Origin of the sequence: Marinimicrobium agarilyticum DSM 16975 (assembly GCF_000423345.1) — a bacterium.
In the GTDB taxonomy this organism is placed as follows: Bacteria; Pseudomonadota; Gammaproteobacteria; order Pseudomonadales; family Cellvibrionaceae; genus Marinimicrobium; species Marinimicrobium agarilyticum.
Genome location: NZ_AUHU01000011.1, coordinates 123675 through 148163, shown reverse-complemented (window position 1 = coordinate 148163; position 24489 = coordinate 123675). Strand labels below are relative to the sequence as shown.

Here is a 24489-nt window from a genome sequence, read left to right as displayed (position 1 = left end):
CTCGATTGCGGACATTCGGCACTCGACGATCCTTGTAAAGCAGGGCCTCCACACCGCCCTCGTTAGCCGCTTCTTTGTACCGGTAGAAGGTGTCTCGCGAGACGCCCATCATCTTGCAGGCCTTGGAGACGTTACCCAGCTCCTCCGCCAAATTCAGCAATCCGACCTTGTGTTTAATGATACGTTCGTTACTATTGAGCATGAGGGTTACCTCTAATGTGTTTTGATTTCAGGTTTCGTCACCATCAATCAAAACCGGTAACCCTCCCTTTTTCAAGAGGCAGTGTCAGATTTGGTCTGAACTAATACATATCAGACTACCCATACATCCCCTTTTTCTTCCTTTACTTAAGCAGTCTCATCGCTTCTGCAATTGCGGCATCTAAATCTCCATATCTACCCTCGGGGTCAGGAAACTCTCGAATCTCATAGATTCGATCTTCTTCCGGATCATACTGCTGAACAAACTTTTGAAGTAATAAGGAGCCGTTATCGGTTTTCATAATTTCAATAAACCGAGTGCCACTTTTAGAGGATATCCGCTTTAGTTTTTCCATTAGTTAATTACTCATGCTACCTTTGATCATCAATAATTGTCTTAGGCTCAATGAGCTCATTTGTCGAAGCATCACGAAACGAGTGTGTCTGAACTTGTTGCCCGTCCCTGGCGACATGCGCGTCAGAACTCACCTTTTGAATATCAGCCGGATTTGCGCCAGTTTGTGCCGCTATTCTGTCTGCCTGATTAGCTGGCTGGCTAATAACTGTACCACCACCTTCAGCTAGTTGGCTGACTTGAGATTCAGAAGCCAACTGCTTCTCCAGCTTTACAGCATTAACCGCAGAGTCTGCACCCCTGCTAACCTGAATGCCTGCACCAACCACACCCGGAACTATAGGTATTGCGGCTGCGACGCCATCCACGGCTACACCAACTGCGTCTACAGCGGCAGCGCCCCAATTTCCTTCAGAAACATTGTTAACAAATGATGTTACTCCCATTGCCAGGCTGGCGGCTTCAAAACCAGCCTCAACATACATCCCAGTAGGATCCCTAAGATTCAGCGGATCATTTGCTACGTAGGCGTACAAATTCATTTGGTCTTCGTAGCCCACCGGATCGGTTTGCAAGAATCTTCCTATCTCAGGATCATACATTCGCGCTTTATAGTAGTACAAGCCCACTTCGTGAAGCCACATCTGACCAGTGTAGCGAAATCTGCCCTGATTGTAGGAGGCATTCAGCCCATACTCGTCGTAAGCATTGATGAACGCAGCGCTTCCTGATTGGTTGGTCGCTCCGACAATACTGCCTTTATAATCCTTTGTGTAGTATCGCTTAGAACTCGTTCCAGAGCCTTGATACCAAACGACAGGGCTGTCGGTGCCCATTCCATGTACATATCTTTGCTGTACAGCTCCTGATGAGTTAGTTTCAGCAATGACGTTCTGGTTGCTGTGGACAAATCGCGTTCCAGAGACACTGAACAATCTGTTGCGGGCGTCGTGCACCAAGTTAGTCGTGGTTCCGTTTCTCACGACTTTGGTCATCAAATTATCGGCTTGATAGGTATACGACCTGCCGCTCCTACTTTTTAGGTTTCCTCTACCATCGTAGCTTACGTTACTACCATTGATCTGCGTTATTTGATTAAGATCATTGGGCGTGTAGCTAATGCTCGCTGAACTGCCCGGGGTATACCTGTAATCAACATTTTCAATTTCTAGTGTGTGTGTCTTTATCTGGCTTGCAGCGGTGTAAGTGAAAGACTCGTATATGTCATCCTGTTCTCCCGACAAATCCGTACCCATTAATTCTATTCTGGAAAGGTCGTCGTATACGTAGTCAGTCGTCACTCCGTTGCCTCGCACTAGACTGGAAATTCGACCGTAATCATCATAGTTATAAGTTACGAGAACAGAGCTGCCGTTCTCTCTCACTCTTTTTACATAGTCAGAAGGGTAACTACCTACATTGTAATCGTAAGTGACATAAAAGCTATCCGGCCATGTCAGCTTTGTCATTCGACCATAGTTGTCGTAGCCATAGCTAACTGTAGACACCAAGCTGTTATCATAGAATGCTTTCTCCCACTTTTTACTACCAAAAGCGTTGTACTCCTCCTCTATTCTTGATAAATCTCCCCCGGTGCTAGAGCTGTTCTGTTCGATTACGTTTCCAAAGTTATCATACTTGGTCGTTTTATCTATGGCGCCATAGCTCTCTCTTAGCCTTCCTCTAGCATCATAAAGAAAGCTGACCACCTGCCCATCTCGCAATCGGGTAGACTGAAGCTGCGCAGCGTTATACGTGTTCTTGATGAAATCGGTCGAGCTAGCTACCGCACCATTACTGGGATTGGGGAATTTGGTGTACTCCAACCTGTTGAAGTCATCATACGTATAGAACGTAGTGTTGCCTTTCCCATCCTTTACATTCTCTAAAAGACCGTTATCTGACCTGTACTTATTAGTGCGGGTGGCCCTTTCATTTGACGTTTGGTAGGCATGGATGGTTTTTAATATCTCGTCCGCCGAATCGTATTCGTACTTAGTAATACGGTCGTTTCCATCGGGCCCTGCCGGGGACAGAGAGCAGGCGGATCCCGGGAGGTTGCCATATTGCGCACTATTGAGTCGTTCAGCGCGACAGTCCACGCGCATCCTAGAGTCGTAGCTCAACTGGATAACATTTTCCAGTGATCCAGCCGCATACAGCTTCTCTTTAACTTTCAAGCCAGAGTCTGGATCGTACTCGAACACCTTCTTTGTATCGGCATACATGCTGTTCAAAGAAGCTATCCCCAATGAGCTAACCACACCTTCCTTAATGCTGGAAACCTTTCCATCTTCATTAAAGTACGTGCGCTTGCCTTGCCTTCGCAACGGTCCGGAGCCATCGGGGTCTGTACCGATCTCACCAATTTTATTCCTGAGAATGTCGTAATAGTAATATTTGGTATCGTAGGTTCCCGGTCTGGGGCCATTCTCCCAAGTTAAATTTCCATATCTATCATAGCCCATAGTAGTCGTTCGAGAGACAGAGCCATCACCGAGCGCCTCCGTTACCGAGCTCATAAGAAGGTTTTTATTAGAATCATACGAAAACGTTGTTTTCAGTTCATCAACAGTGCCTTCACAGGAATTAAGGTAGCCCCTAATGCACTTTGACGTTTTAACCAACTTCCATACAGGAGTGCTATTAACTAAATTTCCGCTACTGTTCTTTATTTTTGGTGTTTTCTGTTCGTATGTATAACGAATCTCGGCGCGGTCTCCATCTACAGAAGGCCACCGAACGGACTCCACATTTCCACTCTGTGCGTGATAAGTAAAGTCTCTCCGAACACCCGCTTCATCAATAATATATGTAGGTTGATTACACGTTTTCCAGTTGCTGCAGCTATCTGGATAGTCAGCCGTGGTCACCAAAGGAGAGCCACCGCCTTTCGGGTATCGCCTCACATGAGTGATATTGCCTCTGGTGTCGTAAGAGTACTCTGTGTAGCCGCCCGTAGGGTTTACCTGATCTGGCGTAGCGTCCGGAGCAATCACCCTCTTGATGAATCCGTCGGAGTTATAAGTATAAACGTAGGACCTACCCAGTCTGTCCTTGTAGCTCTCGATCCTAGATTGAAAGCTTGTGACATCTCCATTAAAGCCACTGGAAACCGTATTGTAAGTATCGGTCCAACCATAACCCGCCTGCTGTTGACCTCCGACGTCCACATTGGTGACTTTACCCGTGCTTGCGTTGGAGGGACAAGTTTGGTTCGTAGGGTAGGAAGCACACAATCCAATTCGGTAGGAAACGGTTTTACCACTTGGAAATGTTACCACATCATCGTAGTATCCCTGAGGCACCTCTTTATCGTACTCGCGTGAAAAAATATCGCCCGCGGGGTTTTCTATTGAAGATTCTAAAATCGTATTGGTAATCGATCCGCCATCGGGCCAGCTTGGCTGAACAACTCCATACTGCGTCTTCGACTGCAATTCCGCTTCTGGCCATGAGTAACTTAACGAGTCGCAAGCAGACAAAGGGGCGCAATAGTCATACCGGGAGTTAATCGCTTTAATTGAGGACGTATATTCATACACCGTATATGAGCCTGCTGGATACGAGTTCAATCCACTAGCGTTATACTTGAGCATCCATCCCAACGAAGTCGACACTGCCGCCACAGATTTTTTATTACTCCCAGGGTAGAAGGGGTTGTTTTCATAGAACAAGGTGATAACTTCGCCATCAGGATTCGTAATTTTCTCCATCATGGCAACATTATCCATGGTCCCTACAACTGCACCGCTGTGCCTAAAGCTCTGATAATAGCCATTAGAAATCGATTTTTTGAATATATATTCGGCGCCGCTTCTGGAGGTATAGGTACAGCTACTTGAATTACAAGTCAGTTTACCGGTCGCCCCTTTTACAGGCTCGTACGTACCGCCTTGGACTTCGAATATGTAGGATGACTGACCAGTGGACACCTGGAGATAGACCCCATTATCCAATCCTGATCCAGCCCAATTTCCGCCGTAGGTCCCGGTTTTTGTGATTTCTGTTACTGACCCAGTAAAGTTATCGCGACCTCTCCACACTCCTAGAGGGTTTCTTTCGATTCCGCTCTCATCATTACCAAGCGAGAGTTCCATTCCAGGATACGACGCTGTGCCTGATATCTGGTCAATGCCTAAAGAGTCGGTGGTGCTTTGTACAGGGGGAGGAGGCACGACGGGCCCCGCATCTGAGGCAAAAACGTGTCCTGTGACCGTGACCACTAGAAGAACCACGGCCAAAGCGATCTTCACGAGAAAGGTAATTTTATTTTTCATGACTAACATCCATTTACTGTGGAGATTATTGGCTGACTAAGTGTTATGAACATTCAAACTGCTAGTTGGAGATGCTTTTCGATGTTCTATTGTCAGCGTCATCGTATTCATAACTCGTCGATTTCCCTCCAGGCCTAACCACCTTCTTTAGCCTTCCTAAAGCGTCATATTCATACGATGTTTCGTAGGTAACAGCTCCGGCTATCACAATGGTCTCTGTATCCACCACTACATAACCGCCTCTAGCTCCGTTTTCCTTCAATCTAAATATGTACTCCCCAGGTGGAAGATTGGAAACGGATACATAGCCAGAAGTATTAGGAGGAGCATAACTAGCGACAGCTACCGTCGCACCATTAGGCCCTTCCCTATCTAGAGCGCAGTACGAGGCACTACAACTCACGGAAACCAAAAGGCTTCCAGCGTATTCAAAACTACTTACCGAGGACGCTGAAGCCATTTGACCGAAGGTTGAGATTAGAAATGACAAAACCAAAACAGTTGCACTAGAAAACTTCAGCTTCCCAAAAAGCTTTAGTCGAAAATTCATGCTAGATCCTTCACAGTTATTAATTATAGCTTTTTAAAATTCCAAAAATTATTTCAGGAATCAACGACGCATCTCGATCAATTCACGAAACCCGTTGTTACCATATTTTTTCAATTAAAATAACTCTTCTCAAAAGAGTAAAAAATCGGAAGTAGCAGCGGGGCGGAAGTAATTGAGAACATGACAAAAATCCTTCTTTTAGCTGAGGTGTTAGCGGCATTTAACGTACTACAATTTATCACCACAACATTTCCAAGACAATCAGATAAAATATAACATTTTGCTATTAAAAATCTTATAAATAAAAAATAATCCTCACACGCTGGAAAATTCACGAGCGATTGCCCTGCCAGCTACACGCAAGGCGCACCCTTTGCGTTGGACGAGCACGAAGCGAAAACGGTCGGAGCAGGCATTCTGGTATTGGGCGTCGTTTTACCCTTGGTAGAGCTGTCGCTGATGGCGCTATTGATATTGGAGTGGTTGGTGATTCGGCGTGTTAAACCCTTGGCGTTCTGGTTGGGGGTACGGAGCCACACTCCAACCTAAAACGGCAGGTGGCGCGCTTCGCGCTTACCATGCCCTACGCTACTATCCCGTAGGGTGTGGTAAGGCCGAAGGCCGTCACCCGCCGATCTTCTTTCCAGACTACTGCCGAATCAGCTCAAACTGCTGATTGGTATTGCCGGCAATGCATTCCCACTGAACCACATTGGCGCCATCGTCCTGACTGATACCGCTGATATCAAGGCATTTGGAACTCTGGCGGCCGATTATCCGCCAGCGGCCTTCGCCGGCGCTCTGGAACCGGAACTGCTGGTTGTGGCCGCCGAGATAATCCCACAGCATGATATTCGCGCCGTTATCAGTGGACAAGCTGTCCACATCCAAGGCCAGGTTACCGGCGTTCACCGGGGAGATGCGATGGTAATCGCCATCGACCGGGGTGATGTTCCATTTCTGACAGTCGTTGTTGAGCCAGCTCCACTGCTGCACGTTGGTGCCGGCACTGTTACCGCAGCTGGCGACATCCAATGCCTTACCGCTATGCACGGGTCTGATATGGTAGATGCCGTCAACGGTGCCGTAGTTACCACCACCGCCGCCGGAGCCACCACCAGGAGGGGTGCCGATGTCATTGCAGCCGGAGACGCGAATGCTGGAGCTGTCGGTGCGCACGAGTTGGCAGTTGGGGTTGCCGTTGGATACCGAGCCGCTCAGTACGTGGGTATTGGACGCATCTTCCAGGAAAATACCGTGGGAGGTAGTATTGGCAATATCCACGTAATTCACCGTAGTGCCATGGCTACCGGACACGCTGAAGAAACCGCGACCGGAGTTGCGCGAGTAAACACTGTTCACGGTCACGTTGGGACCATTGTTATTCGCCACACGAAAGGTGGCGTAGCCGCCGCCCTGGTTGTTGTAGTGGCCGGTGACATTGCCCACGGTGCCGTTGCGGGAGTTGTTCAGCAGAAGACCGCAGCCGCCATTATTGGTGACCGTCACGTCACCGATGTTGAAACCGTCCACGCCATAGGTTTCCACACCGTGGCCCTTGGCCCCATTGATATTAATGTTCCCCGCAATGGTGAGGTTGCTGGCCGCGCCGGTGGAGTCATCCACGCGAATACCCAGGCCCACCGGATTGTTGTTGCTCAAATCCATGGTGATGTTTTCCAGGGTGACGTTAGAGCAGCCCCGGAACCAGACGCCGTAGCGCGGGTTACCGGTCACGTGCATATTGCGCACAGTGATGTTGTTGCGACGGTCACAGTACACGGGCACGACCAGGTCGCCACCATTGGCGTGAACAGTGTGGCCATGAAAATCCAGGGTCTGTCCCGCTTGAGGGCGAATGGAGTAAACGTTGCCACCATCAGGGCCGCTGTCGCCGGAGTTGCGAACGTTTACAACGCCGTTGCCCATATTATTGATGGCGGCGTTGATCGCGTCGAAATAGCGACCACCTTGATACACGGTATTACCGTCCACGCGGGATAGCCATTGACCATTGGTGCGGGTCACTTCGGCATCCGCCCAGAGATTGGGCGACAGGATCATCAGACATAGAAAAGCGAACAGCGGCGAGCGCTGCAGAAGGGTCTTTAACATCGGTTCTCTCTCCAATTTTTATGGATTTGTGTTGGCGGTGCCTGACGCACCGGCCCGACGAGAGATACCACTTGTGGGGACAGTAGACGCCCGAACGGGACACTCCCCTACTCAGGCCCCCCACTCAGGTCGGGAGACTGACCCTACAAAACTTTTGTTCCTGTTTGTATTACATTATTACCAAACTGTGGAACTTGTCACATAAATAACATATTTGGCGGCTTTACCCGAAGGTCCCAGCAGTACGCCGCCACCTTCACCATGCCAGGGCAAAGAGCAGATGCATCAGCACCACCACACCGGTGAGCTGCCAGCGCAATACCGGGTAGCCGACGGGGTACTGGCGATCAACCCCGGCCAGGTACTCAAACAGCCGCAACCCCAGAAACAAGGCCGCCTGCAGTACCAGGGCCTGGGACGGCGTCATCAACGCGAAGCCCACCAGACTGACCACAGGAAAAGCCACCGCCACCAGCGCCCGCCGACCGGGGACCTTTGGCCGATAAAGTACCGGCCAGAGCACGCCGGCCATAAATCCGAGAATCAAGGCGCCATATAGCTGAAACAACTGCAATGCTCGCCCGAACTCCATCAGGCCGGCGGCACCCAGCAAAGGGAGCAGTACAAAAGGGATCAGACCCAGGTACCCCAGCCATTGCAACAAGGTCAGTTTCGGTAGGGTGAGTGTCGACATTGATCAACGCCTCCAGGGTAGCGGTGGCGCCTGAAGCGGATCCCCGTCATAGCCGGGGACGGGGCCAAAGCGGTCACTGCCGGACTCCCATTGCGCTTGGGCCTCGGCGATTTCCTCGCGGCTGTGGCCGACAAAATTCCACCAGATCATGATCTCCTCCTCCAGAGGTTCTCCCCCCATTACAAGCAGGCGGGTACCGGTGCTGAGGGACACAGAGACGCTATTGCGCCCGCCCCCGATGTACGCCAGCTCATTGGCCGCGAAGACCTCCCCTTCCACTGTCAGCCCACCTTCCAGGGCCACCACCCCATATTCAAATTCCGGGTCCAAGGTGAGGGTGAGATCGGCTGCCGGGTGAGTACGATATTCCACGGCCACCAGGGGGCTGTAGCTCAAGGTCGGGGCTTTCTGACCGGCGTATTCTCCCACCAGCAGGGTGGCGTCAATGCCCGCTTCCTGCCACTGGGGCAGAGTGGGGTAGTGGTCAAACCGGGGCGCGGTGTTCTTGTGGGCTTCGGGTAGCGCGATCCACAGCTGGGCGGCGTGCAGCACCGCTTCAGGGCCGGTGGCCTCTTCAGTGTGGGCAATCCCGTGGCCGGCGGTCATCAAGTTCACCTGGCCGGGGCGGATCACTTGCTCACTGCCCAGGCTGTCCCGGTGCAGTACCTCGCCTTCTATCATCCAGGTAAAGGTCTGCAGCCCGATGTGTGGATGGGGCCCTACGCGAAAGCCCGGAGCATCCTCGGGAAAGTGGCTGGGCCCGGCGTGATCGAGAAAACACCAGGCCCCGATGGTACGCCTTTGACGGCGAGGCAGTATGCGGTTGACGGGGATGCCGCCCACATCCGCCGTGCGGGGCGTGACCCGCTGTATCTGGTAACGGCCGTCCACCTTGGGACACTCCAGGGACGAAGCCAGCTCGTCCGGCCATTCAGTATTGGTCATGGCACTTGTCCTCTATGAATGTTCCAACGCTGAGAGCGTCGTCACCAGGCGCTGGGTCATTCCGTCCAAGCGGCTCCGCTGGCCTTCCTCCTTTAGCCGTCCCTCCTCATCAAACGCCTCGTGCGCTTTGGAGACCGCCAGTTGGTCCGGCAGTAGAGTGACGCCCAAGGTGGTTATAAACTGGCGGGCTGCCGCCAGGCTACGGATGCCGCCCAGTGGGCCCGGCGAGGCGGACATCAGCACCCCGTACTTGCCCTTGAACAGGTCCAAACCGCTCTCCTCACCGTCTTTGCGGGACAGCCAGTCAAAGGTATTGACCAGCAGCGGAGTGACAAAACCATTGTACTCGGGGGACGCAATCAGCAGACCGTCGGTTTCCCGCAATAGCTTGCGCAGGCCGCGAGAGGCCTCCGGCACGCCCTCTTTCGCCTCCAGATCGCCGTGATAAAGCGGCATGGCGTAGTCGTTTAAATCCACAAAAGTCACATTGGCGCCGGCTGCTTCAGCGCTCAGCGCCGCCGCCCTCGCGAGCCTCTTGTTGAGGGAACCTTCTCGGGCACTGCCCGCCAATGCCAGTAACTTCACCGCCATGATGCGTCTCCTGTCTCCGTGAGTGTATGTCTACGTTGGCTAACTGCTATAGTTTACGCCTTTCAGACCTTCAAGATCACCGACATCAGAGGCCCTCATGGCACAGAAAGGAAACAACCTCCGTTGGGGCATTATCGGCGCGGGCGATGTGTGCGAGGTGAAAAGCGGACCGGGCCTCCAGAAAGCAGCCCACTCCGAGCTGGTCAGCGCAATGCGCCGCAATGGCGCAAAGGCAGAGGATTTTGCCCGCCGCCACGGCGTACCCCAGTGGAGCGACAACGCCGAGGCGCTTATCAATGACCCGGGGATTGACGCCGTCTACATCGCCACACCACCGGCAAGCCACAAGGACTATACGGTCGCCGCACTCGAGGCAGGAAAGTCCGTGTACGTCGAGAAGCCGGTGGCGTTGAACGCGGCCGAGTGCGAAGCCATGATCGCGGCCGAAAGCACCTCCGCCGGTAAACTCTGCGCGGCCCACTATCGCCGTTTTCTGCCCAGTTTCATGAAGGTCAAAGAGCTGCTGGAAAGCGGCACGATTGGCACACCGATGCTGGTGCGCCTGGACATGCTGCAGCCGGCCGCCTCCAAACTGATTGCGCAGACCGAAGAGAACTGGCGGGTCGACCCGGCCATTTCCGGCGGGGGCCTCTTTCACGACCTGGCGCCCCATCAGCTGGATTTAATGCTTCACTGGTTTGGCCCAGTGACCAAGGCGAGCGGCTTTGGTAAAAATCAGGGCGGACACTACGCGGCCGACGACTGCGTCCACGGCTGGGCCGAGTTCGACAGCGGCGTAGTGTTACAGGGGCGCTGGCATTTTGCCGTGCCGGAATCGCAAGCGCGGGACCAGTGTGAAATTATCGGCACCGAGGGGCGAATCACCATCAACTTTTTTGGGGCGCAGGTGTTAACGTTTTACACGGACAATGAATCCCAGACCTTTGAACTCGCGAATCCCCCCCATATTCAGCAGCCGATGATTGAAGAAGTTGTCCGGTATTTTCGCGGCGAGCGGGACAACCCTTGCAGCATGAAAGAGGCCAAACAGGTGATGGCGCTCATTGATACATTCAGCCAACCCGGCTAAACACATTGAGCGGCAGGTGGCGCGCTTCGCGCTTACCGTGCCCTACTCGGCCGAATTTGACGCTGTTTGGCGGGTGCGCCTTTGGCTTACCGCGACCTACGTTGGGCGTTGTATAATGTCGGCCGGATACGTCAGACAAAGCGCCGAGAAAGAGGACCGTTGAGCTTATGGAAACGAACTATCAATACAGGGAACGAACCCCCGAGCCATTGCCGGAGCGCGAGCTTCGTCTCGGGGAGGGGAGGATCAGCGGGATCAGCTCGATTACCCTGGGCATTCTCAGTGTGCTGGCCGTACTGGCCTACCTGTACCCCTCCTACCTCACGACCACGGAATTACGGCAGGTCTATGACGGCGAGCAACTGCAAATACTGCTCAAGTATGGAATCTATTTTTCCATTTTACTGGGTTGCCTGACGTTTATTCTGAATCGCGGCCTGTACCGACATTTGGGAAGCTTCGGCATTGGCTTTAGCTTGATCGCACTGGCGCTCGGCGGCTATCGGGTTCCGGTGGGTTCGGTTGAGCCCCGTGAACTTTCCCTGGGCGTGGACTGGTTGATATTGGCTTTCCTCGGGTCGGTTGTTATTTTTCTTACACTGGAAAAGCTGCTCCCCAAATATCGGGAACAGGTCATTATGCGCCCGGAGTGGGACGTGGATCTGTTTTATTTCTGCTTCAACCATCTGGCCATTTCGGCCATATTGATTTTCTCAAACTATCACGCCAGTCATTTTCACTGGGCAATCAGCCAGGACGTTCAGGCCACGATTCAGTCGATCCCGATCTGGCTGCAAGTGGCATTGATCATCTTGTGTGCGGACTTTGTGCTGTACTGGGAACATCGCGCTTACCACGAGATAAAGCTGCTATGGCCCGTCCATGCGGTACATCACTCGGTGGAGCATCTGGACTGGCTGGCGGGTTCGCGCGGGCACTTTGTTCAGGTGTTCTCGGAGCGGGCGATGGTAATGATTCCGCTGTATTTACTGGGTGCGGATGAAGCGGCGCTGAACGCGTATGTGGTGTTCGCAGCATTGCAGGCGGTGCTGATTCATTGCAATACCCGCTTACCATTCGGACCACTGAAATATGTGTTTGTGACGCCGCAGTTTCACCACTGGCACCACAGTTCGGAGAAGCCGGCGATTGATACCAATTATTCCGCACACACGGTGATTTTTGATCGGCTGTTTGGAACCTACCATTTTCCCGGTGAGCATTGGCCCGCCGAGTACGGCACCACCAAGCGGTTGCCAAGGAGTGTGGTGGGGCAGACGTTGTATCCGGTGACGGTGCATTTGGGGAGAAAGGATTCAGGCCTCCCGAAACAGTAATTTTGTCAGGTAAGCGCGAAGCGCGCCACCTGACAAATCGAACCTATAAAAAAGGCGGCCCCAATTTTGGAGCCGCCTTTTTTAACGATTGCGTAACAACAATGATCAGTCGTTCGCGCGCTGCTCCAGTATTTCCACGGCGGGCAGGGGTTTGCCTTCCACAAATTCCAGGAAGGCGCCACCGCCGGTGGAGATGTAGGAGATCTTGTCCGCCAGGTTCCACTTGTCGATGGCCGCCAGGGTGTCACCACCGCCGGCGACGGAGAACGCCTGGCTCTCGGCAATCGCATCGGCCACCACTTTGGTGCCCTTGGCGAAGGCGTCGAACTCGAACACGCCGCAGGGGCCGTTCCACAGAATGGTTTTGGCGTTCTTGATGATGTCCGCCACTTTCTGCGCGGTTTCCGGACCATAGTCGATGATTTCTTCATCGGCACCGATCTCGTCGACCTTTTTCACTTCGGTCGGGGTGTCGTTGGCCCAGTCATCAAAGCCTGCCGTGGTGGTGCGCACGTCGGTGGCGTAGATCACTTCGGTGGTGTTGGTCAGGCGCTGCGCTTCGGGGATCAGATCCTTCTCATGCAGGGAGTTGCCGACTTCGTAACCGGCCGCGGCGACGAAGGTGTTGGAAATACCCCCGCCGACTACCAGGGTGTCGGAAATCTTGGACAAAGAGTCCAACACGCTCAGTTTGGAGGAGACCTTGGCACCGCCAACGATGGACACCAGCGGACGCTCCGGGTTGTCCAGCACTTTGCCCAGGGCATCCAGCTCATTGGCCAGCAGCGGGCCGGCACAGGCGATGGGGGCGTACTTGGCCACACCGTGGGTCGAGGCTTGCGCGCGGTGAGCGGTGCCGAAGGCGTCCATTACGAACACATCGCACAGTTTGGCCATTTTCTTGGCCAGTTCGTCGTCGTTGGCTTTTTCGCCTTTGTTGAAGCGGACGTTTTCCAGCAGCACCACATCGCTACCGCCCATATCGACGCCGTCCACCCAGTCGCGAATCAGTGGTACGTCTTTACCCAGAGACTCGCCCAGTGCCTTGGCGACCAACGCCAGGGAATCCTCTTCGCTGAACTGGCCTTCTTCCGGACGCCCCAGGTGGGACATCACCATGACCTTGGCGCCCATTTCCAGGGCTTTCTTGATCGTGGGCACGGCGCCGTCCAGGCGAACGGTGCTGGTGATTTTGCCATCGCGAATCGGTACGTTCAGGTCTTCGCGGATCAATACGCGCTTACCGGACAGATCCTGGTCTTGCATACGTTTTACGGTCATGAATCGCTCCCATTGGTTGGTATTCGGGGTGGCCGGGCATTTCCCATCCACCGGAAACAAGTAAGCCCGACAACGGAGTTGTCGGGCTAATGATACCGCATTAAAAGATGCGGTCGCCGAGCGCGATATCAACCGACCCTGGCCGGGTGATATCGCTCACGCCGTCTTAGAGCAGGCCTTCGGCGGTCTTGGCGATGTTTTCAGCAGTGAAGCCGAAGTGCTTCATCAGGTCGCCGCCCTTGCCGGATTCACCGAAGGTGTCCAGGGTCACGGTGGCGCCGTCCAGGCCGATGTACTTGCGCCACTGGTCACCGTGAGCGGTTTCCACAGCGACTCGCGCGGTCACGCTGCGCGGCAGCACTTCGTCTTTGTACTCTTTACCCTGCAGGTCGAACAGCGTGGTGCTGGGCATGGAGACTACACGGACCTTGCGACCTTTTTCGGTCAGCAGGTCGGCCGCTTCCAGAGTCGGGGTCACTTCGGAACCGGTGGCCATCAGGATCACTTCCGGCTCGCCGTCGCAGTCGCGCAGGATGTAGCCGCCGCGGGCGATGGCTTCCACCTGCTCTGCGTTGCGCTGAACCGCCTCCAGGCCCTGACGGCTGAAGACCAGTGCGCTCGGGCCGTCTTTGCGCTCAATGGCCATTTTCCAGGCCGTGGCGGTTTCAGCGGCGTCACAGGGGCGCCATACCACCATGTTCGGGGTGGCGCGCAGCGTGGCCATGTGCTCGACCGGCTGGTGCGTCGGGCCGTCTTCGCCCTGACCGATGGAGTCGTGGGTATAAACGAAGATGTTGGGCAGCTTCATCAGCGCGGACATGCGCACGGCGTTGCGAGCATAGTCCATGAACATCAGGAAGGTGGCACCGTAGTTGATGAAACCACCGTGGGCGGCGATACCGTTCATCATGGCGCTCATGCCGAACTCACGCACACCGTAGTAGATGTAGTTGCCGGAGGCGTCTTCTTTGGTGATCGGCTTGGAGCCGGACCAGATGGTCAGGTTGGAACCGGCCAGGTCGGCAGAGCCGCCCAGCAGTTCGGGCAGGATGGCACCGAAGGTTTCGATGGCCTTGAGCGAGGCCTTACGGCTCGGCATGGCTTCCTGCTTTTCCTGACACTCCTTGATGAAAGCGTCGGCCTTGGCGGCGAATTCTTTGGGCAACTCGCCCTTGATCACGCGACGCTCAAACTCTTCGGCCAGCTCCGGGTGGGCCTTTTTGTAGGCGCCGAAGCGCTCTTGCCAGCTGCTTTCAGAGGCGGCGCCCTTCTCTTTGGCATCCCAGCCTTTGTAAATGTCGTCGGGGATTTCGAAGGGAGCGTGATTCCAGTTCAGCTCTTTGCGAGCCAGCTCGATTTCCTCTTCGCCCAGCGGAGCACCGTGTATACCTTGGGTGCCGCGCTTGTTGGGCGAGCCAAAGCCGATCACGGTTTTGCAGCAGATCAGGCTGGGCTTTTCGGTTTCTTTCTGGGCTTCTTCGATGGCGGCCTTCACGGCGGCGGGATCGTGACCGTCGACGTTCGGGATCACATGCCAGTCGTAGGCTTCAAAGCGTTTGGGCGTGTCGTCGGTAAACCAGCCTTCGACCTTACCGTCAATGGAGATGCCGTTGTCGTCGTAGAAGCCGATCAGCTTGCCCAGCCCCAGCGTACCGGCCAGGGAGCAGGCTTCGTGGGAGATGCCCTCCATCAGGCAGCCGTCGCCCATGAACACGTAGGTGTGGTGATCGACAATGGTGTGGCCATCGCGGTTGAACTGAGCGGCGAGGTTTTTCTCGGCCAGTGCCATACCGACGCTGTTGGCCAGACCCTGACCCAACGGGCCGGTGGTGGTTTCAACGCCAGGGGTGTAGCCCAGCTCGGGGTGGCCCGGGGTTTTGGAGTGCAGCTGACGGAAGTTTTCCAGCTCTTTCATCGGCAGGTCGTAGCCGGTCAGGTGCAGCAGGGAGTAGACCAGCATGGAGCCGTGGCCGTTGGACATGACGAAGCGGTCACGATCCACCCATTCCGGGTTGGTCGGGTTGTGCTTCATGAAGTCGTTCCAGAGGACTTCGGCGATGTCCGCCATGCCCATGGGCGCGCCGGGGTGGCCGCTTTTGGCTTTCTGGACCGCGTCCATACTCAGGGCGCGGATGGCGTTGGCAAGTTCAGTACGAGTGGGCATGTTGTCAGTAGCTCCTTCGATGATAGTTGGATGTTCTGGAATCTTAGGGCCTTTCAGTGACCCTTTTTCTGTCGGACCCCGGGGCTTTCCTGGCGCCAGTGTGGTGTTGGGCACCGAGCCTCGCAGGGCTGTCTTTGTCACGCGATTGGTGGGCGCCAGAGCTTCATTGCTGTGGGTTGTCGACCGTTTCCGGCGCCCGCGGTTCTCTTCGGACCGCTCCTAGCTTTCAGTACAAAGCCGATAATTGTATGACATTTGGCGGCTTTTTTTAACTCTAACCGCACAAATAGGCTGTGGAGATTTCAAAGCGCGCTATTTTCCCCTACCGAGCGCAGACAGTAAAGCCTTGTTATAGTTTTTATGACTATATAGTTCAAGGGACTGAACTCGATTGATGCTCACTTCGAGACCGGTCAGGAACGGGGCATACCCTTCGGAGACCCGCCGTAAATCCATCCCTGGAGGCTTCTCATCGGCATCCATGCCTCAGAGAGTCTCCGAAGGGTATGCCCCGTTCCCGCCCTCAGTGCCAATAGCCAACCAAAGAGGTGCGTATAGTGCGGTAATCGCGGAACGCGTCACCCACCATTTCGAGTTGACGGATTATTGGGAGCTACGAAGTTCATAGGGTGTGGGCGGGGGTATGGTGTTTGGAAACTCTCTGAGGCATGGATGCCGATGAGAAGCCCCCATGGATGGGTTCACGGCGGGTTTCCAAACACCATACCCCCGCCCACACTCTACTCTCCGCACGCACCACTCTATATCAAAATATTTTGATATAGGTGAAAACTCCTGCTAGACTCCCGCTCTATGAATCAAGCTCAAGCACTCCCACCCGAGGACAGCCTCGCCCCCCAGGCCCTGCCCCTGCTGCTCAAAGCCGCGGGCGACCCCCTGCGCCTGGACATCCTGCGAGTCATGAAACGCGACTCCTTCGGGGTGCTTGAGCTATGCCAGTTGCTCGAGTGCAAACAATCCGGCATGAGCCACCACTTGAAGGTACTCACCAACGCCGGGCTGCTCACCTCACGCCGGGAAGGCAACTCCATCTTCTATAGGCGGGCCTACCTGGCGCCGGCGAACCCGTTGCGCGAACTGCAACAGCAGCTGTTCGCCACCCTGGACGTCGAGCCGCTACCGGGTGATCTGAATGAGAAACTCAGTGAGCTGCGGCGTGAGCGAGCGCTCGCTTCGCGGGATTTTTTCGCCGACAACGCCCACAAATTTCGGGCGCAACAAGACCTCATTGCCAGCTATCCCGTATACGCCGAACAGGTGGGTCAGCTGCTTGCCAACACGCCCCTGCCGGATCGCCACCTGGCACTGGAAGTCGGGCCGGGTGAGGGCGAGTTTTTGCCGGCGCTGGCCAAACGCTTCAAGCAGGTGGTGGCACTGGACAATGCCTCAAAAATGTTGGAACAAGCCAGACAGCGCGCTCAAGAGCAGCGCCTGAGTAATGTCGAATTTATTCTGGGCGACACCCGCAGACTGAAAGAACACAAAGTGCTGGCGGACTGTATTGTGGTGAATATGGTGCTGCACCACACCCCCTCGCCCGCCGACATTTTTCAGGATTTGAGCGGTGTGCTGGTCCCCGGAGGCGCCTTATTGGTGACCGACCTCTGCCGTCATGAACAAACCTGGGCGCGGGAAGCCTGCGGAGACCTCTGGCAGGGCTTCGAGCCGGACGATTTATCCCTTTGGGCAGGCGACGCCGGCCTGAAGGAAGGCCAGAGCGTTTACTTCGCTCTGCGCAACGGTTTTCAGATTCAACTGCGACAGTTTTTTAAACGTTCATCATCCGACCCTTTATCACCCGTGTAAGGAGCCACTCATGGCTGAATATTCGTTGTTTACTTCGGAGTCCGTCTCGGAAGGCCACCCCGACAAACTGGCGGATCAGATCTCCGATGCCGTGCTGGATGCGATTCTCAAAGACGACCCCAATGCCCGCGTGGCCGTGGAAACGCTGGTCAAAACCGGTATGGCCATCGTCGCTGGTGAGGTACGCACTTCCACCTACGTCGACCTCGAAGACCTGATTCGCGATGTGATTCTGGATATCGGTTACAACTCCAGCGATGTGGGCTTTGACGGGGCCTCTTGCGCCGTGCTGAACGCCATCGGCAAACAGTCCGCCGATATCGCCCAGGGCGTGGATGAAAACGAAGCGGAATCCAAAGACCAGGGCGCCGGCGACCAGGGTCTGATGTTCGGCTACGCCACCGACGAGACCGACGTGCTGATGCCAGCACCCATTTATTTCGCCCACCGGCTGGTGGAAAAGCAGGCCGAGTTGCGTCGGAACGGTAGTCTGCCCTGGCTGCGCCCCGACGCCAAAAGCCAGGTCACGCTGCGTTACGAAAACGGTAAGCCGGTGGCGGTGGACGCAGTGGTCCTCTCGACCCAGCACAACCCCGATGTCACCCAAGCCCAGATTCATGAAGCCGTGCGCGAGGAAATCCTCAAGCCGGTGCTGCCCGCCGAGTGGTTACATGACGACACCCGCTACCACATCAACCCGACCGGCCAGTTCATCATCGGCGGTCCGGTGGGCGACTGTGGCCTGACCGGCCGGAAGATCATTGTCGATACCTACGGCGGCATGGCCCGTCACGGTGGCGGCGCCTTCTCCGGCAAGGACCCGTCCAAAGTAGACCGTTCCGCCGCCTACGCTGGCCGTTACGTGGCCAAAAACATTGTGGCCGCCGGGCTCGCCAGCCGCTGTGAAATTCAGGTGTCCTACGCCATCGGCGTGGCCGAACCCACCTCTATTTCCGTGAACACTTTCGGCACCGGCAAATTGCCCGACGACGAAATCGCCAAGCTGGTGCGTGAGCACTTCGACCTGCGCCCGAAAGGTCTGGTGGATATGCTCGACCTGAAGCGCCCGATTTACCGCGCCACCGCCGCCTACGGGCACTTCGGCCGTGAGCTGCCGGCGTTCACCTGGGAGAAAACCGACAAGGCCGAGTTGCTGAAGAAGTATTTGTAAAAGGGTTAAAGCGGTAGGTGGCGCTGAGCTTACCTACCCTACGATCCTTTTTTGCGTAGGGTAGGTAAGTGAAACGCCACCTACCAACACACCAAACCGAATTCAAAAGTTTAACTGGAGCCACCATATGAACATCGCCGCCAACTTTACCGACTACAAAGTCGCCGCCAAAACCGCGGAAGACTTTGAAAAGCAGGCCCAATACGGTCGCCGTGAAATCGACATCGCCGAAGGCGAAATGCCCGCACTGATGGCGCTGCGCCGCAAATACAAGGCGGAAAAGCCGCTCAAAGGCGCCAAGATCATGGGCTGCATTCACATGACCATCCAGACCGCCGTTCTGATCGAAACCCTAGTGGAGCTGGGCGCGGAAGTGCGCTGGGCCTCTTGCAACATTTTCTCCACCCAGGATCACGCTGCGGCCGCTATCGCCGCCGCGGGTATTCCGGTCTTCGCCTGGAAGGGCCAGACGGAAGAGGAGTTCTGGTGGTGCATTGAACAGACCGTTAAGAAAGACGGTAAGGTCTGGGATTCCAACATGATTCTGGACGATGGCGGCGACTTGACCGGCCTGATGCACGAGAAGTACGCCGAACAGCTGGACAAGATTCACGGCATCTCGGAAGAAACCACCACCGGCGTTCACCGCCTGCTGGATATGCTGAAAAAGGGCGAACTCAAGGTCCCTGCCATCAACGTCAACGACGCGGTCACCAAGGCCAAGAACGACAACAAGTACGGCTGTCGTCACAGTCTGAACGATGCCATCAAGCGCGGTACCGACCACCTGCTGGCCGGCAAGAAAGCGCTGGTCATCGGCTACGGCGATGTGGGCAAAGGCTCTGCCGCTTCCCTGCGTCAGGAAGGCATGATCGTAAAAATTACCGAAGTCGATCCGATCTGCGCCATGCAGGCCTGCATGGACGGCTTTGAAGTGGTTTCCGCCTACAAAAATGGCGTGAACACCGGTAAAGATGCGGACATCGATAAAGTCCTGCTGGGCAACACCGACCTGGTGGTGACCACCACCGGCAACGTGAACGTGTGCGATGCCCCCATGTTGAAGGCCCTCAAAAGCAGCGCCGTGGTGTGCAACATCGGCCACTTCGACAGCGAGATCGACACCGCCTACATGCGCAAGAACTGGCACTGGGAAGAGGTCAAACCCCAGGTGCACAAAATCTACCGCGACAAGGACAGCAACGATCACTTGATCCTCTTGTCCGAAGGTCGCCTGGTGAACCTGGGCAACGCCACCGGTCACCCCTCGCGCATCATGGACGGCTCTTTTGCCAACCAGGTACTGGCCCAGATGCATCTGTTCGAGCGCAAGTTCGCCGACCTGCCCAAGGACCAGAAGAAAGAACACCTGTACGTGAAAGTACTGCCCAAAAAGCTGGATGAAGAAGTAGCGAAAGACATGGTGGAAGGTTTCGGTGGCGTGATCACCAAGCTGACCCCGCAGCAAGCCGAGTACATCGACGTGCCGGTGGATGGGCCGTTCAAGACGGAAAGCTACAAATATTAATTGAGTAACGGTAGGTGGCGCGCTACGCGCTTACCAACCCTACGGGTAAGTGTAGGGTACGGTAAGCGCAGCGCCACCTACCAAAAACCCCAAAACACGATCCAAAAAACAGAGCTCCACCAAAATGACTGACAACGATCAACCGCGCCTGAGCTTCGAATTCTTTCCCCCGAAAACGGATCAGGGAAGGGAAAAGCTGCTGAACGTGCGCAAAAAACTTTCTGAGTTCGAACCGGACTTCTTCTCCGTCACCTATGGTGCCGGCGGTTCCACCCGGGACAACACCAAAGGCCTCGTAACGCACTTCAAAAAAGAAGGCGTGCCGGTGGCGCCGCACCTCTCGTTCGGGGGCGATGAGGAAGAAACCATCAAAGCCCTGATTCAGGAATACAAAGACGCTGGCATCGACCGCATCGTCGCCCTGCGCGGTGACATGCCCTCGGGCGTCGGCGGTGGCTACCAGATGGTCTACGCCAACGAGTTGGTCGCCTTCATTCGCAAACACTTTGGCGACCATTTCCACCTGGAAGTGGCGGCCTACCCGGAGATTCATCCGCAGGCCAAAAGTTACGACGACGACGTTAAATTCCTGAAAGGAAAGTTTGACGCCGGTGCCAACAGTGCTATTACCCAGTACTTCTATAATCCCGACGCGTATTTCTACTTCATGGACCAGTGCCACAAGGCCGGAATCACGCAACCGATTTATCCGGGCGTCATGCCGATCATCAACTTCAATAACCTCACCCGCTTCTCCGACGCCTGCGGCGCGGAAATCCCCCGCTGGATGCGCAAGCGGCTGGAAGCCTACGGCGATGACAGCGAAAGCATCAAAGCATTTGGCGAAGAACTGGTGACCGAGCTGTGCGAAACGCTACTGGAGAATGGCGCACCGGGGCTACATTTCTACACCATGAATCAGTATGCGCCGACGGCGAATATTGTGAAGAACCTGGGCTTAACGCCTTGATAGATCTCCCTGAAAGCCTAAAGCTGACGCCAGCCAGGGACACGGATCAGGCGTCGCTACAGGCATTGTTCCGCTCGGCGAGACCGCACCTCGAGCAAGTCGACCTGCCGCCTGAGTTGGCTCTCACATTAGTACAGCAGCAGTACCGCTTACAACAGGTTCACTACAGAGAGCGGTGGCCACAGCACCAAGTCTGGCTTGTTGAGCGTTTGCATAAAGTCATAGGTAAAATGGCGATTGATGAATCTTCCTCAGCAATTCGTCTCATTGACTTGGTACTGTTTCCCGAACATCGTGGTCAAGGAGTCGGGGCAACCCTGATCAAGGCCTTGCAGGCAGCCGCTCAAGCCAAAAACCTGCCAATAGAGCTTTCCGTGGACCGGCAAAACCCTCGGGCACGGGCGCTCTACCTGTCGCTCGGCTTCTACACGTCTCGTTATTCGGAAACCCAGGAGGATATGAAGTGGCACGCTGGGAAGCGCTCCCCGGCGACAAGCGTCTGAAGGACCCAACCACCGACCACTCCCGGAACACACCAGAAAACGCCAGCCCTCCTCGAAAACACCTTATATTTGACACTCTGGAACGTATCGGCTTCGTTCGCACATAAACCGACAATACTACGACATTCGGAGAAGGCGCGCCTCGCCAGAACGCCATGAATATTCGCTGAATTGTGTAAAAGGATTTGCACAAATCCTAGCCCTTTACTACCCTTAGATTTCGACTGGTGGTATCCGCCAACACAAGCAATAATTCCGATCAGATATCGACTTTTAGTCTTTATACAATCCCACCCGTTCCGGAATCATTCAGTCCGAGCACCGGACCGGCTCTCCGGCTTCAGGATGAAATAAGGAGGTCATGTGGCCGAGCCATACCTTGGAGAAATCAAACTTTTCCCTTTCCAGTGGGCCCCACGAGGCTGGGCGCTCTGCGATGGAGCCATACTCCCCATCAGCACCAACACCGCTCTGTTTTCCATACTGGGCACCGTTTACGGTGGCGATGGCGTAAAGACCTTCGCTCTGCCGGACCTGAGAGGTCGAGCGGCAATGCAGACCTCTACGACTTATGAAAACAAGAGCGGCATAAAGGGCGGTACCGAAACCGCAACGTTGACGGAGCTAAATATGCCCCCACATAGCCATGCGGTTGGCGCCTCAACCAACACCGGCGACCTGAAAACCTTCGACGGCTCGGTATTGGCCAGCTCCTCAAGCCCCCGGGGCACCGCTCACCTATACGCTCCCCCCGAATCACCTGAAACCTTGAATTCCACCAGCCTAACCAATACAGGTGGATCACAGCCCCACAACAATATGCAACCCACGTTGGTGATGAGCTTTTGCATCGCCACCCAGGGCGTGTTTCCGCAACGCGGCTAATCAGGGAGAATCACAATGAGCGAAGCCTTTATTGGAGAAATTCGGTTGTTTGCGGGAAATTTCGCACCCCAGAACTGGCACTTATGCGATGGCAGCCTATTGAGTATCTCTAGCAACGAAGCCCTCTTTTCATTAATCGGCACGACCTATGGCGGCGACGGCAGAACGACATTCGCCCTGCCGGATCTGCGTGGTCGAGTTCCCATTGGGCAGGGGCAAGGGCCAGGACTGTCCGTGCGAAGCATTGGGGAGAGATTTGGAAGCGAAACGGTGACATTGCTGGAGACAGAACTACCCAGCCACAACCACAGGTTTGTAGTAACCGCCTCCGCCCCAAATAGCGACAGCCCGGAAAACAATCTGCTCTCATCCAATAGTGAGGACAACATTTTCGCCCCGGGTTCATCGATGGACAAGCTTGAGGCCCTGAGCCCAGACACAGTGTCCTCAACGGGCGGGAGCCGGCCTCACGACAACATCATGCGAAGCACCGCCATGCACTACATCATGTGTATTTGGGGCGTTTATCCAAGCAGAAACTAATCGCAGGAGCGAACCATGGAACCATTTATCGGTGAAATTCAACTGATGCCCATTAGCTTTGTTCCTCGCGGCTGGGAGCTGTGCGCCGGCCAGTTGTTGAGCGTGTCACAGAACACCGCTCTCTTTTCCATTATCGGGATCACCTATGGAGGCGATGGGCGCACCAACTTCCGGTTGCCGGACCTACGAGGGCAGGTTGTACCGGGTATCGGTTCGGGCCCCGGATTGACGCCCTGGGCCTGGGGAGAAACCAGGGGAGAGGACACCGTCGCTATTACGGAAGCCGAAATGCCCCAACACAATCACGGGCTAAGAGGGCTGAATAGCCCGGGTAGCAGCGAAAAAAGGGCGACGGACTCGTTTCTCGCCCAGGATGACCGGGCTGGCAGTGGCGTTGTCAACTACCTGACAGGCGGAGATAGTCCGATCAACACCGAGCTGTCCTCGCAGGCAACCACTACCAGCGGTAGCGGCCAGCCTCACGAGAACCGTCAACCGTTTTTGACCATGATGTACTGCATTGCCGTTAACGGCATTTTCCCCAATCGATCCTGAGCCGCAACGAGGCTGGTGCCCCAAAGGCACCGCCACTTTCGAATGAAGGAACAGTCGTTTTAAAAAACTTATGAATCCGAAATACCACTTTATATCCGGACTGCCCCGCGCTGGCTCAACGCTGCTGGCCGGCATACTCCGGCAGAATCCCCGCTTCCACGCCGCCATGAGCAGTCCGGTCTCGGCCTTGCTCAATGGCGCACTGGAACAAATGGGGGCGGGCAGCGAGTTCTACCCATTTTTTGACGAAGCCAAGCGCAAGCGCATCTGCCGATCCCTGTTTGACGCCTACTACAGCGACCGAGACAAGTACGAGGTGATTTTCGATACCAGCCGGATCTGGACGGCCCGACTCCACCAACTCGTCGAACTGTTTGATGACTTCAAAGTTATTTGCTGTGTTCGCAATCCCGCCTGGATCATGGACAGCTTCGAGGTCATCTACCGAAAGAATCCGTTTGACTACAGCCGCATGTTCAACGCGGCCAACCGTCAAACGGTATACAGCCGCTGCGAGGCTCTGATCAACGCCAGCAGCACAGTAGGCTCCGCCTGGACCGCCCTTAAAGAAGCCTATTACGGCGAGTATTCCGACCGACTGCTTCTGGTGGACTACGACATACTGGCTCAACACCCGGCGAAAACCGTGGAGCTGATTTACCGGTTTATCAACGAACCGTTGTACGACCACGACTTTAACGCCGTGGAGTACGAGGATAGCGAGTTTGACCACCAGCTCGGCGTCAAGGGACTGCACACCGTCCGAAAGAAAGTACAATTTACACCGAGGCGCAGCATTTTGCCCCCGGACCTGTTCAGCAAGTACCAGGAAATGAGCTTCTGGCAAGACACCAACGGAACGGCCGCCAACATTGTCGCCGCGAAGCCCCAAAAGTGACTCAGG

At 55.1% G+C, this 24489-nt stretch carries 21 protein-coding genes; 11 read left to right on the top strand and 10 right to left on the bottom strand.

Annotated features, from left to right (window positions below):
* The 8 genes from G547_RS0112475 to G547_RS0112445 all read right to left on the bottom strand — a co-directional run.
* Positions 1-202 (bottom strand): helix-turn-helix domain-containing protein (locus G547_RS0112475; protein WP_027330148.1); only part of this gene is annotated, 202 nt, incomplete at its 3' end.
* A gap of 142 nt (positions 203-344) precedes the next feature.
* The gene (locus G547_RS0112470; protein WP_027330147.1) at positions 345-557 is read right to left on the bottom strand and encodes a hypothetical protein; all 213 of its coding nucleotides are present in this window, start codon (positions 555-557) and stop codon (positions 345-347) included.
* A gap of 16 nt (positions 558-573) precedes the next feature.
* Complete coding sequence (locus G547_RS23840) at positions 574-4836, bottom strand: RHS repeat domain-containing protein (protein ID WP_169449448.1); 4263 nt, start codon at positions 4834-4836, stop codon at positions 574-576.
* Between the two features lie 61 nt (positions 4837-4897).
* On the bottom strand, positions 4898-5386 hold the full coding sequence (locus G547_RS23105) for an RHS repeat domain-containing protein (RefSeq protein WP_084645969.1): 489 nt from the start codon (positions 5384-5386) through the stop codon (positions 4898-4900).
* Between the two features lie 648 nt (positions 5387-6034).
* Positions 6035-7501, bottom strand: coding sequence for an RICIN domain-containing protein (locus tag G547_RS23675; protein ID WP_051235379.1), 1467 nt, complete (start codon positions 7499-7501; stop codon positions 6035-6037).
* A gap of 256 nt (positions 7502-7757) precedes the next feature.
* The gene (locus G547_RS0112455) at positions 7758-8195 is read right to left on the bottom strand and encodes a DUF3429 domain-containing protein (RefSeq protein ID WP_211224554.1); all 438 of its coding nucleotides are present in this window, start codon (positions 8193-8195) and stop codon (positions 7758-7760) included.
* Between the two features lie 3 nt (positions 8196-8198).
* A complete protein-coding gene (locus G547_RS0112450) occupies positions 8199-9140 on the bottom strand; it encodes a pirin family protein (protein WP_051235377.1) in 942 nt (313 codons plus the stop codon).
* Between the two features lie 12 nt (positions 9141-9152).
* Entirely contained in the window at positions 9153-9731 is a 579-nt protein-coding gene (locus G547_RS0112445; RefSeq protein ID WP_027330143.1) for an NADPH-dependent FMN reductase, read from the bottom strand.
* A gap of 97 nt (positions 9732-9828) precedes the next feature.
* On the opposite strand from G547_RS0112445, the gene G547_RS0112440 reads away from it, so the two are divergent.
* Positions 9829-10821, top strand: a complete 993-nt coding sequence (locus G547_RS0112440) for a Gfo/Idh/MocA family protein (protein WP_027330142.1) — start codon at positions 9829-9831, stop codon at positions 10819-10821.
* A 167-nt stretch (positions 10822-10988) separates the two neighbouring features.
* Positions 10989-12158, top strand: a complete 1170-nt coding sequence (locus tag G547_RS0112435) for a sterol desaturase family protein (RefSeq protein WP_027330141.1) — start codon at positions 10989-10991, stop codon at positions 12156-12158.
* A 105-nt stretch (positions 12159-12263) separates the two neighbouring features.
* Here the strand turns inward: G547_RS0112435 and G547_RS0112430 are convergent, their stop codons facing one another.
* Complete coding sequence (locus tag G547_RS0112430; protein WP_027330140.1) at positions 12264-13439, bottom strand: phosphoglycerate kinase; 1176 nt, start codon at positions 13437-13439, stop codon at positions 12264-12266.
* 166 nt (positions 13440-13605) lie between these two features.
* Entirely contained in the window at positions 13606-15603 is a 1998-nt protein-coding gene (gene tkt, locus G547_RS0112425) for a transketolase (protein ID WP_027330139.1), read from the bottom strand.
* An 813-nt stretch (positions 15604-16416) separates the two neighbouring features.
* Here tkt and G547_RS0112420 point away from each other — a divergent pair.
* From G547_RS0112420 to G547_RS0112380, 9 genes are all read left to right on the top strand, one after another.
* Positions 16417-17430: an ArsR/SmtB family transcription factor gene (locus tag G547_RS0112420; protein ID WP_027330138.1), complete on the top strand. Its 1014-nt coding sequence runs from the start codon at positions 16417-16419 to the stop codon at positions 17428-17430.
* A gap of 10 nt (positions 17431-17440) precedes the next feature.
* On the top strand, positions 17441-18601 hold the full coding sequence (gene metK / locus G547_RS0112415) for a methionine adenosyltransferase (RefSeq protein ID WP_027330137.1): 1161 nt from the start codon (positions 17441-17443) through the stop codon (positions 18599-18601).
* Between the two features lie 127 nt (positions 18602-18728).
* The gene (gene ahcY / locus G547_RS0112410) at positions 18729-20129 is read left to right on the top strand and encodes an adenosylhomocysteinase (protein WP_027330136.1); all 1401 of its coding nucleotides are present in this window, start codon (positions 18729-18731) and stop codon (positions 20127-20129) included.
* 124 nt (positions 20130-20253) lie between these two features.
* Complete coding sequence (gene metF / locus G547_RS0112405) at positions 20254-21099, top strand: methylenetetrahydrofolate reductase [NAD(P)H] (RefSeq protein ID WP_027330135.1); 846 nt, start codon at positions 20254-20256, stop codon at positions 21097-21099.
* A complete protein-coding gene (locus G547_RS0112400; RefSeq protein ID WP_084645967.1) occupies positions 20994-21602 on the top strand; it encodes a GNAT family N-acetyltransferase in 609 nt (202 codons plus the stop codon). The genes metF and G547_RS0112400 overlap by 106 nt, the downstream gene beginning before the upstream one ends.
* 363 nt (positions 21603-21965) lie before the next feature.
* Complete coding sequence (locus G547_RS0112395) at positions 21966-22487, top strand: phage tail protein (RefSeq protein ID WP_027330133.1); 522 nt, start codon at positions 21966-21968, stop codon at positions 22485-22487.
* Positions 22488-22502: 15 nt separating this feature from the next.
* A complete protein-coding gene (locus G547_RS0112390; protein WP_027330132.1) occupies positions 22503-23030 on the top strand; it encodes a phage tail protein in 528 nt (175 codons plus the stop codon).
* A gap of 15 nt (positions 23031-23045) precedes the next feature.
* Positions 23046-23585, top strand: coding sequence for a phage tail protein (locus G547_RS0112385; RefSeq protein ID WP_027330131.1), 540 nt, complete (start codon positions 23046-23048; stop codon positions 23583-23585).
* A gap of 70 nt (positions 23586-23655) precedes the next feature.
* Positions 23656-24483 (top strand): sulfotransferase family protein, encoded by an 828-nt coding sequence (locus G547_RS0112380; protein WP_027330130.1) that lies wholly within the window; start codon positions 23656-23658, stop codon positions 24481-24483.
* Positions 24484-24489 lie beyond the last annotated feature (6 nt).

Excerpts from the sequence above, each read along its gene's own strand:
- ahcY (WP_027330136.1), top strand. The coding sequence starts at position 18,729 with ATGAACATCGCCGCCAACTTTACCGACTACAAAGTCGCCGCCAAAACC.
- G547_RS0112380 (WP_027330130.1), top strand. The coding sequence starts at position 23,656 with ATGAATCCGAAATACCACTTTATATCCGGACTGCCCCGCGCTGGCTCA.
- metK (WP_027330137.1), top strand. The coding sequence starts at position 17,441 with ATGGCTGAATATTCGTTGTTTACTTCGGAGTCCGTCTCGGAAGGCCAC.
- G547_RS0112445 (WP_027330143.1), bottom strand. The coding sequence starts at position 9,731 with ATGGCGGTGAAGTTACTGGCATTGGCGGGCAGTGCCCGAGAAGGTTCC.
- G547_RS0112435 (WP_027330141.1), top strand. The coding sequence starts at position 10,989 with ATGGAAACGAACTATCAATACAGGGAACGAACCCCCGAGCCATTGCCG.
- G547_RS0112440 (WP_027330142.1), top strand. The coding sequence starts at position 9,829 with ATGGCACAGAAAGGAAACAACCTCCGTTGGGGCATTATCGGCGCGGGC.
- G547_RS23675 (WP_051235379.1), bottom strand. The coding sequence starts at position 7,501 with ATGTTAAAGACCCTTCTGCAGCGCTCGCCGCTGTTCGCTTTTCTATGT.
- G547_RS0112390 (WP_027330132.1), top strand. The coding sequence starts at position 22,503 with ATGAGCGAAGCCTTTATTGGAGAAATTCGGTTGTTTGCGGGAAATTTC.
- G547_RS23840 (WP_169449448.1), bottom strand. The coding sequence starts at position 4,836 with ATGAAAAATAAAATTACCTTTCTCGTGAAGATCGCTTTGGCCGTGGTT.
- tkt (WP_027330139.1), bottom strand. The coding sequence starts at position 15,603 with ATGCCCACTCGTACTGAACTTGCCAACGCCATCCGCGCCCTGAGTATG.
- G547_RS0112420 (WP_027330138.1), top strand. The coding sequence starts at position 16,417 with ATGAATCAAGCTCAAGCACTCCCACCCGAGGACAGCCTCGCCCCCCAG.
- G547_RS0112470 (WP_027330147.1), bottom strand. The coding sequence starts at position 557 with ATGGAAAAACTAAAGCGGATATCCTCTAAAAGTGGCACTCGGTTTATT.
- G547_RS0112455 (WP_211224554.1), bottom strand. The coding sequence starts at position 8,195 with ATGTCGACACTCACCCTACCGAAACTGACCTTGTTGCAATGGCTGGGG.
- metF (WP_027330135.1), top strand. The coding sequence starts at position 20,254 with ATGACTGACAACGATCAACCGCGCCTGAGCTTCGAATTCTTTCCCCCG.
- G547_RS0112430 (WP_027330140.1), bottom strand. The coding sequence starts at position 13,439 with ATGACCGTAAAACGTATGCAAGACCAGGATCTGTCCGGTAAGCGCGTA.
- G547_RS0112385 (WP_027330131.1), top strand. The coding sequence starts at position 23,046 with ATGGAACCATTTATCGGTGAAATTCAACTGATGCCCATTAGCTTTGTT.
- G547_RS0112450 (WP_051235377.1), bottom strand. The coding sequence starts at position 9,140 with ATGACCAATACTGAATGGCCGGACGAGCTGGCTTCGTCCCTGGAGTGT.
- G547_RS23105 (WP_084645969.1), bottom strand. The coding sequence starts at position 5,386 with ATGAATTTTCGACTAAAGCTTTTTGGGAAGCTGAAGTTTTCTAGTGCA.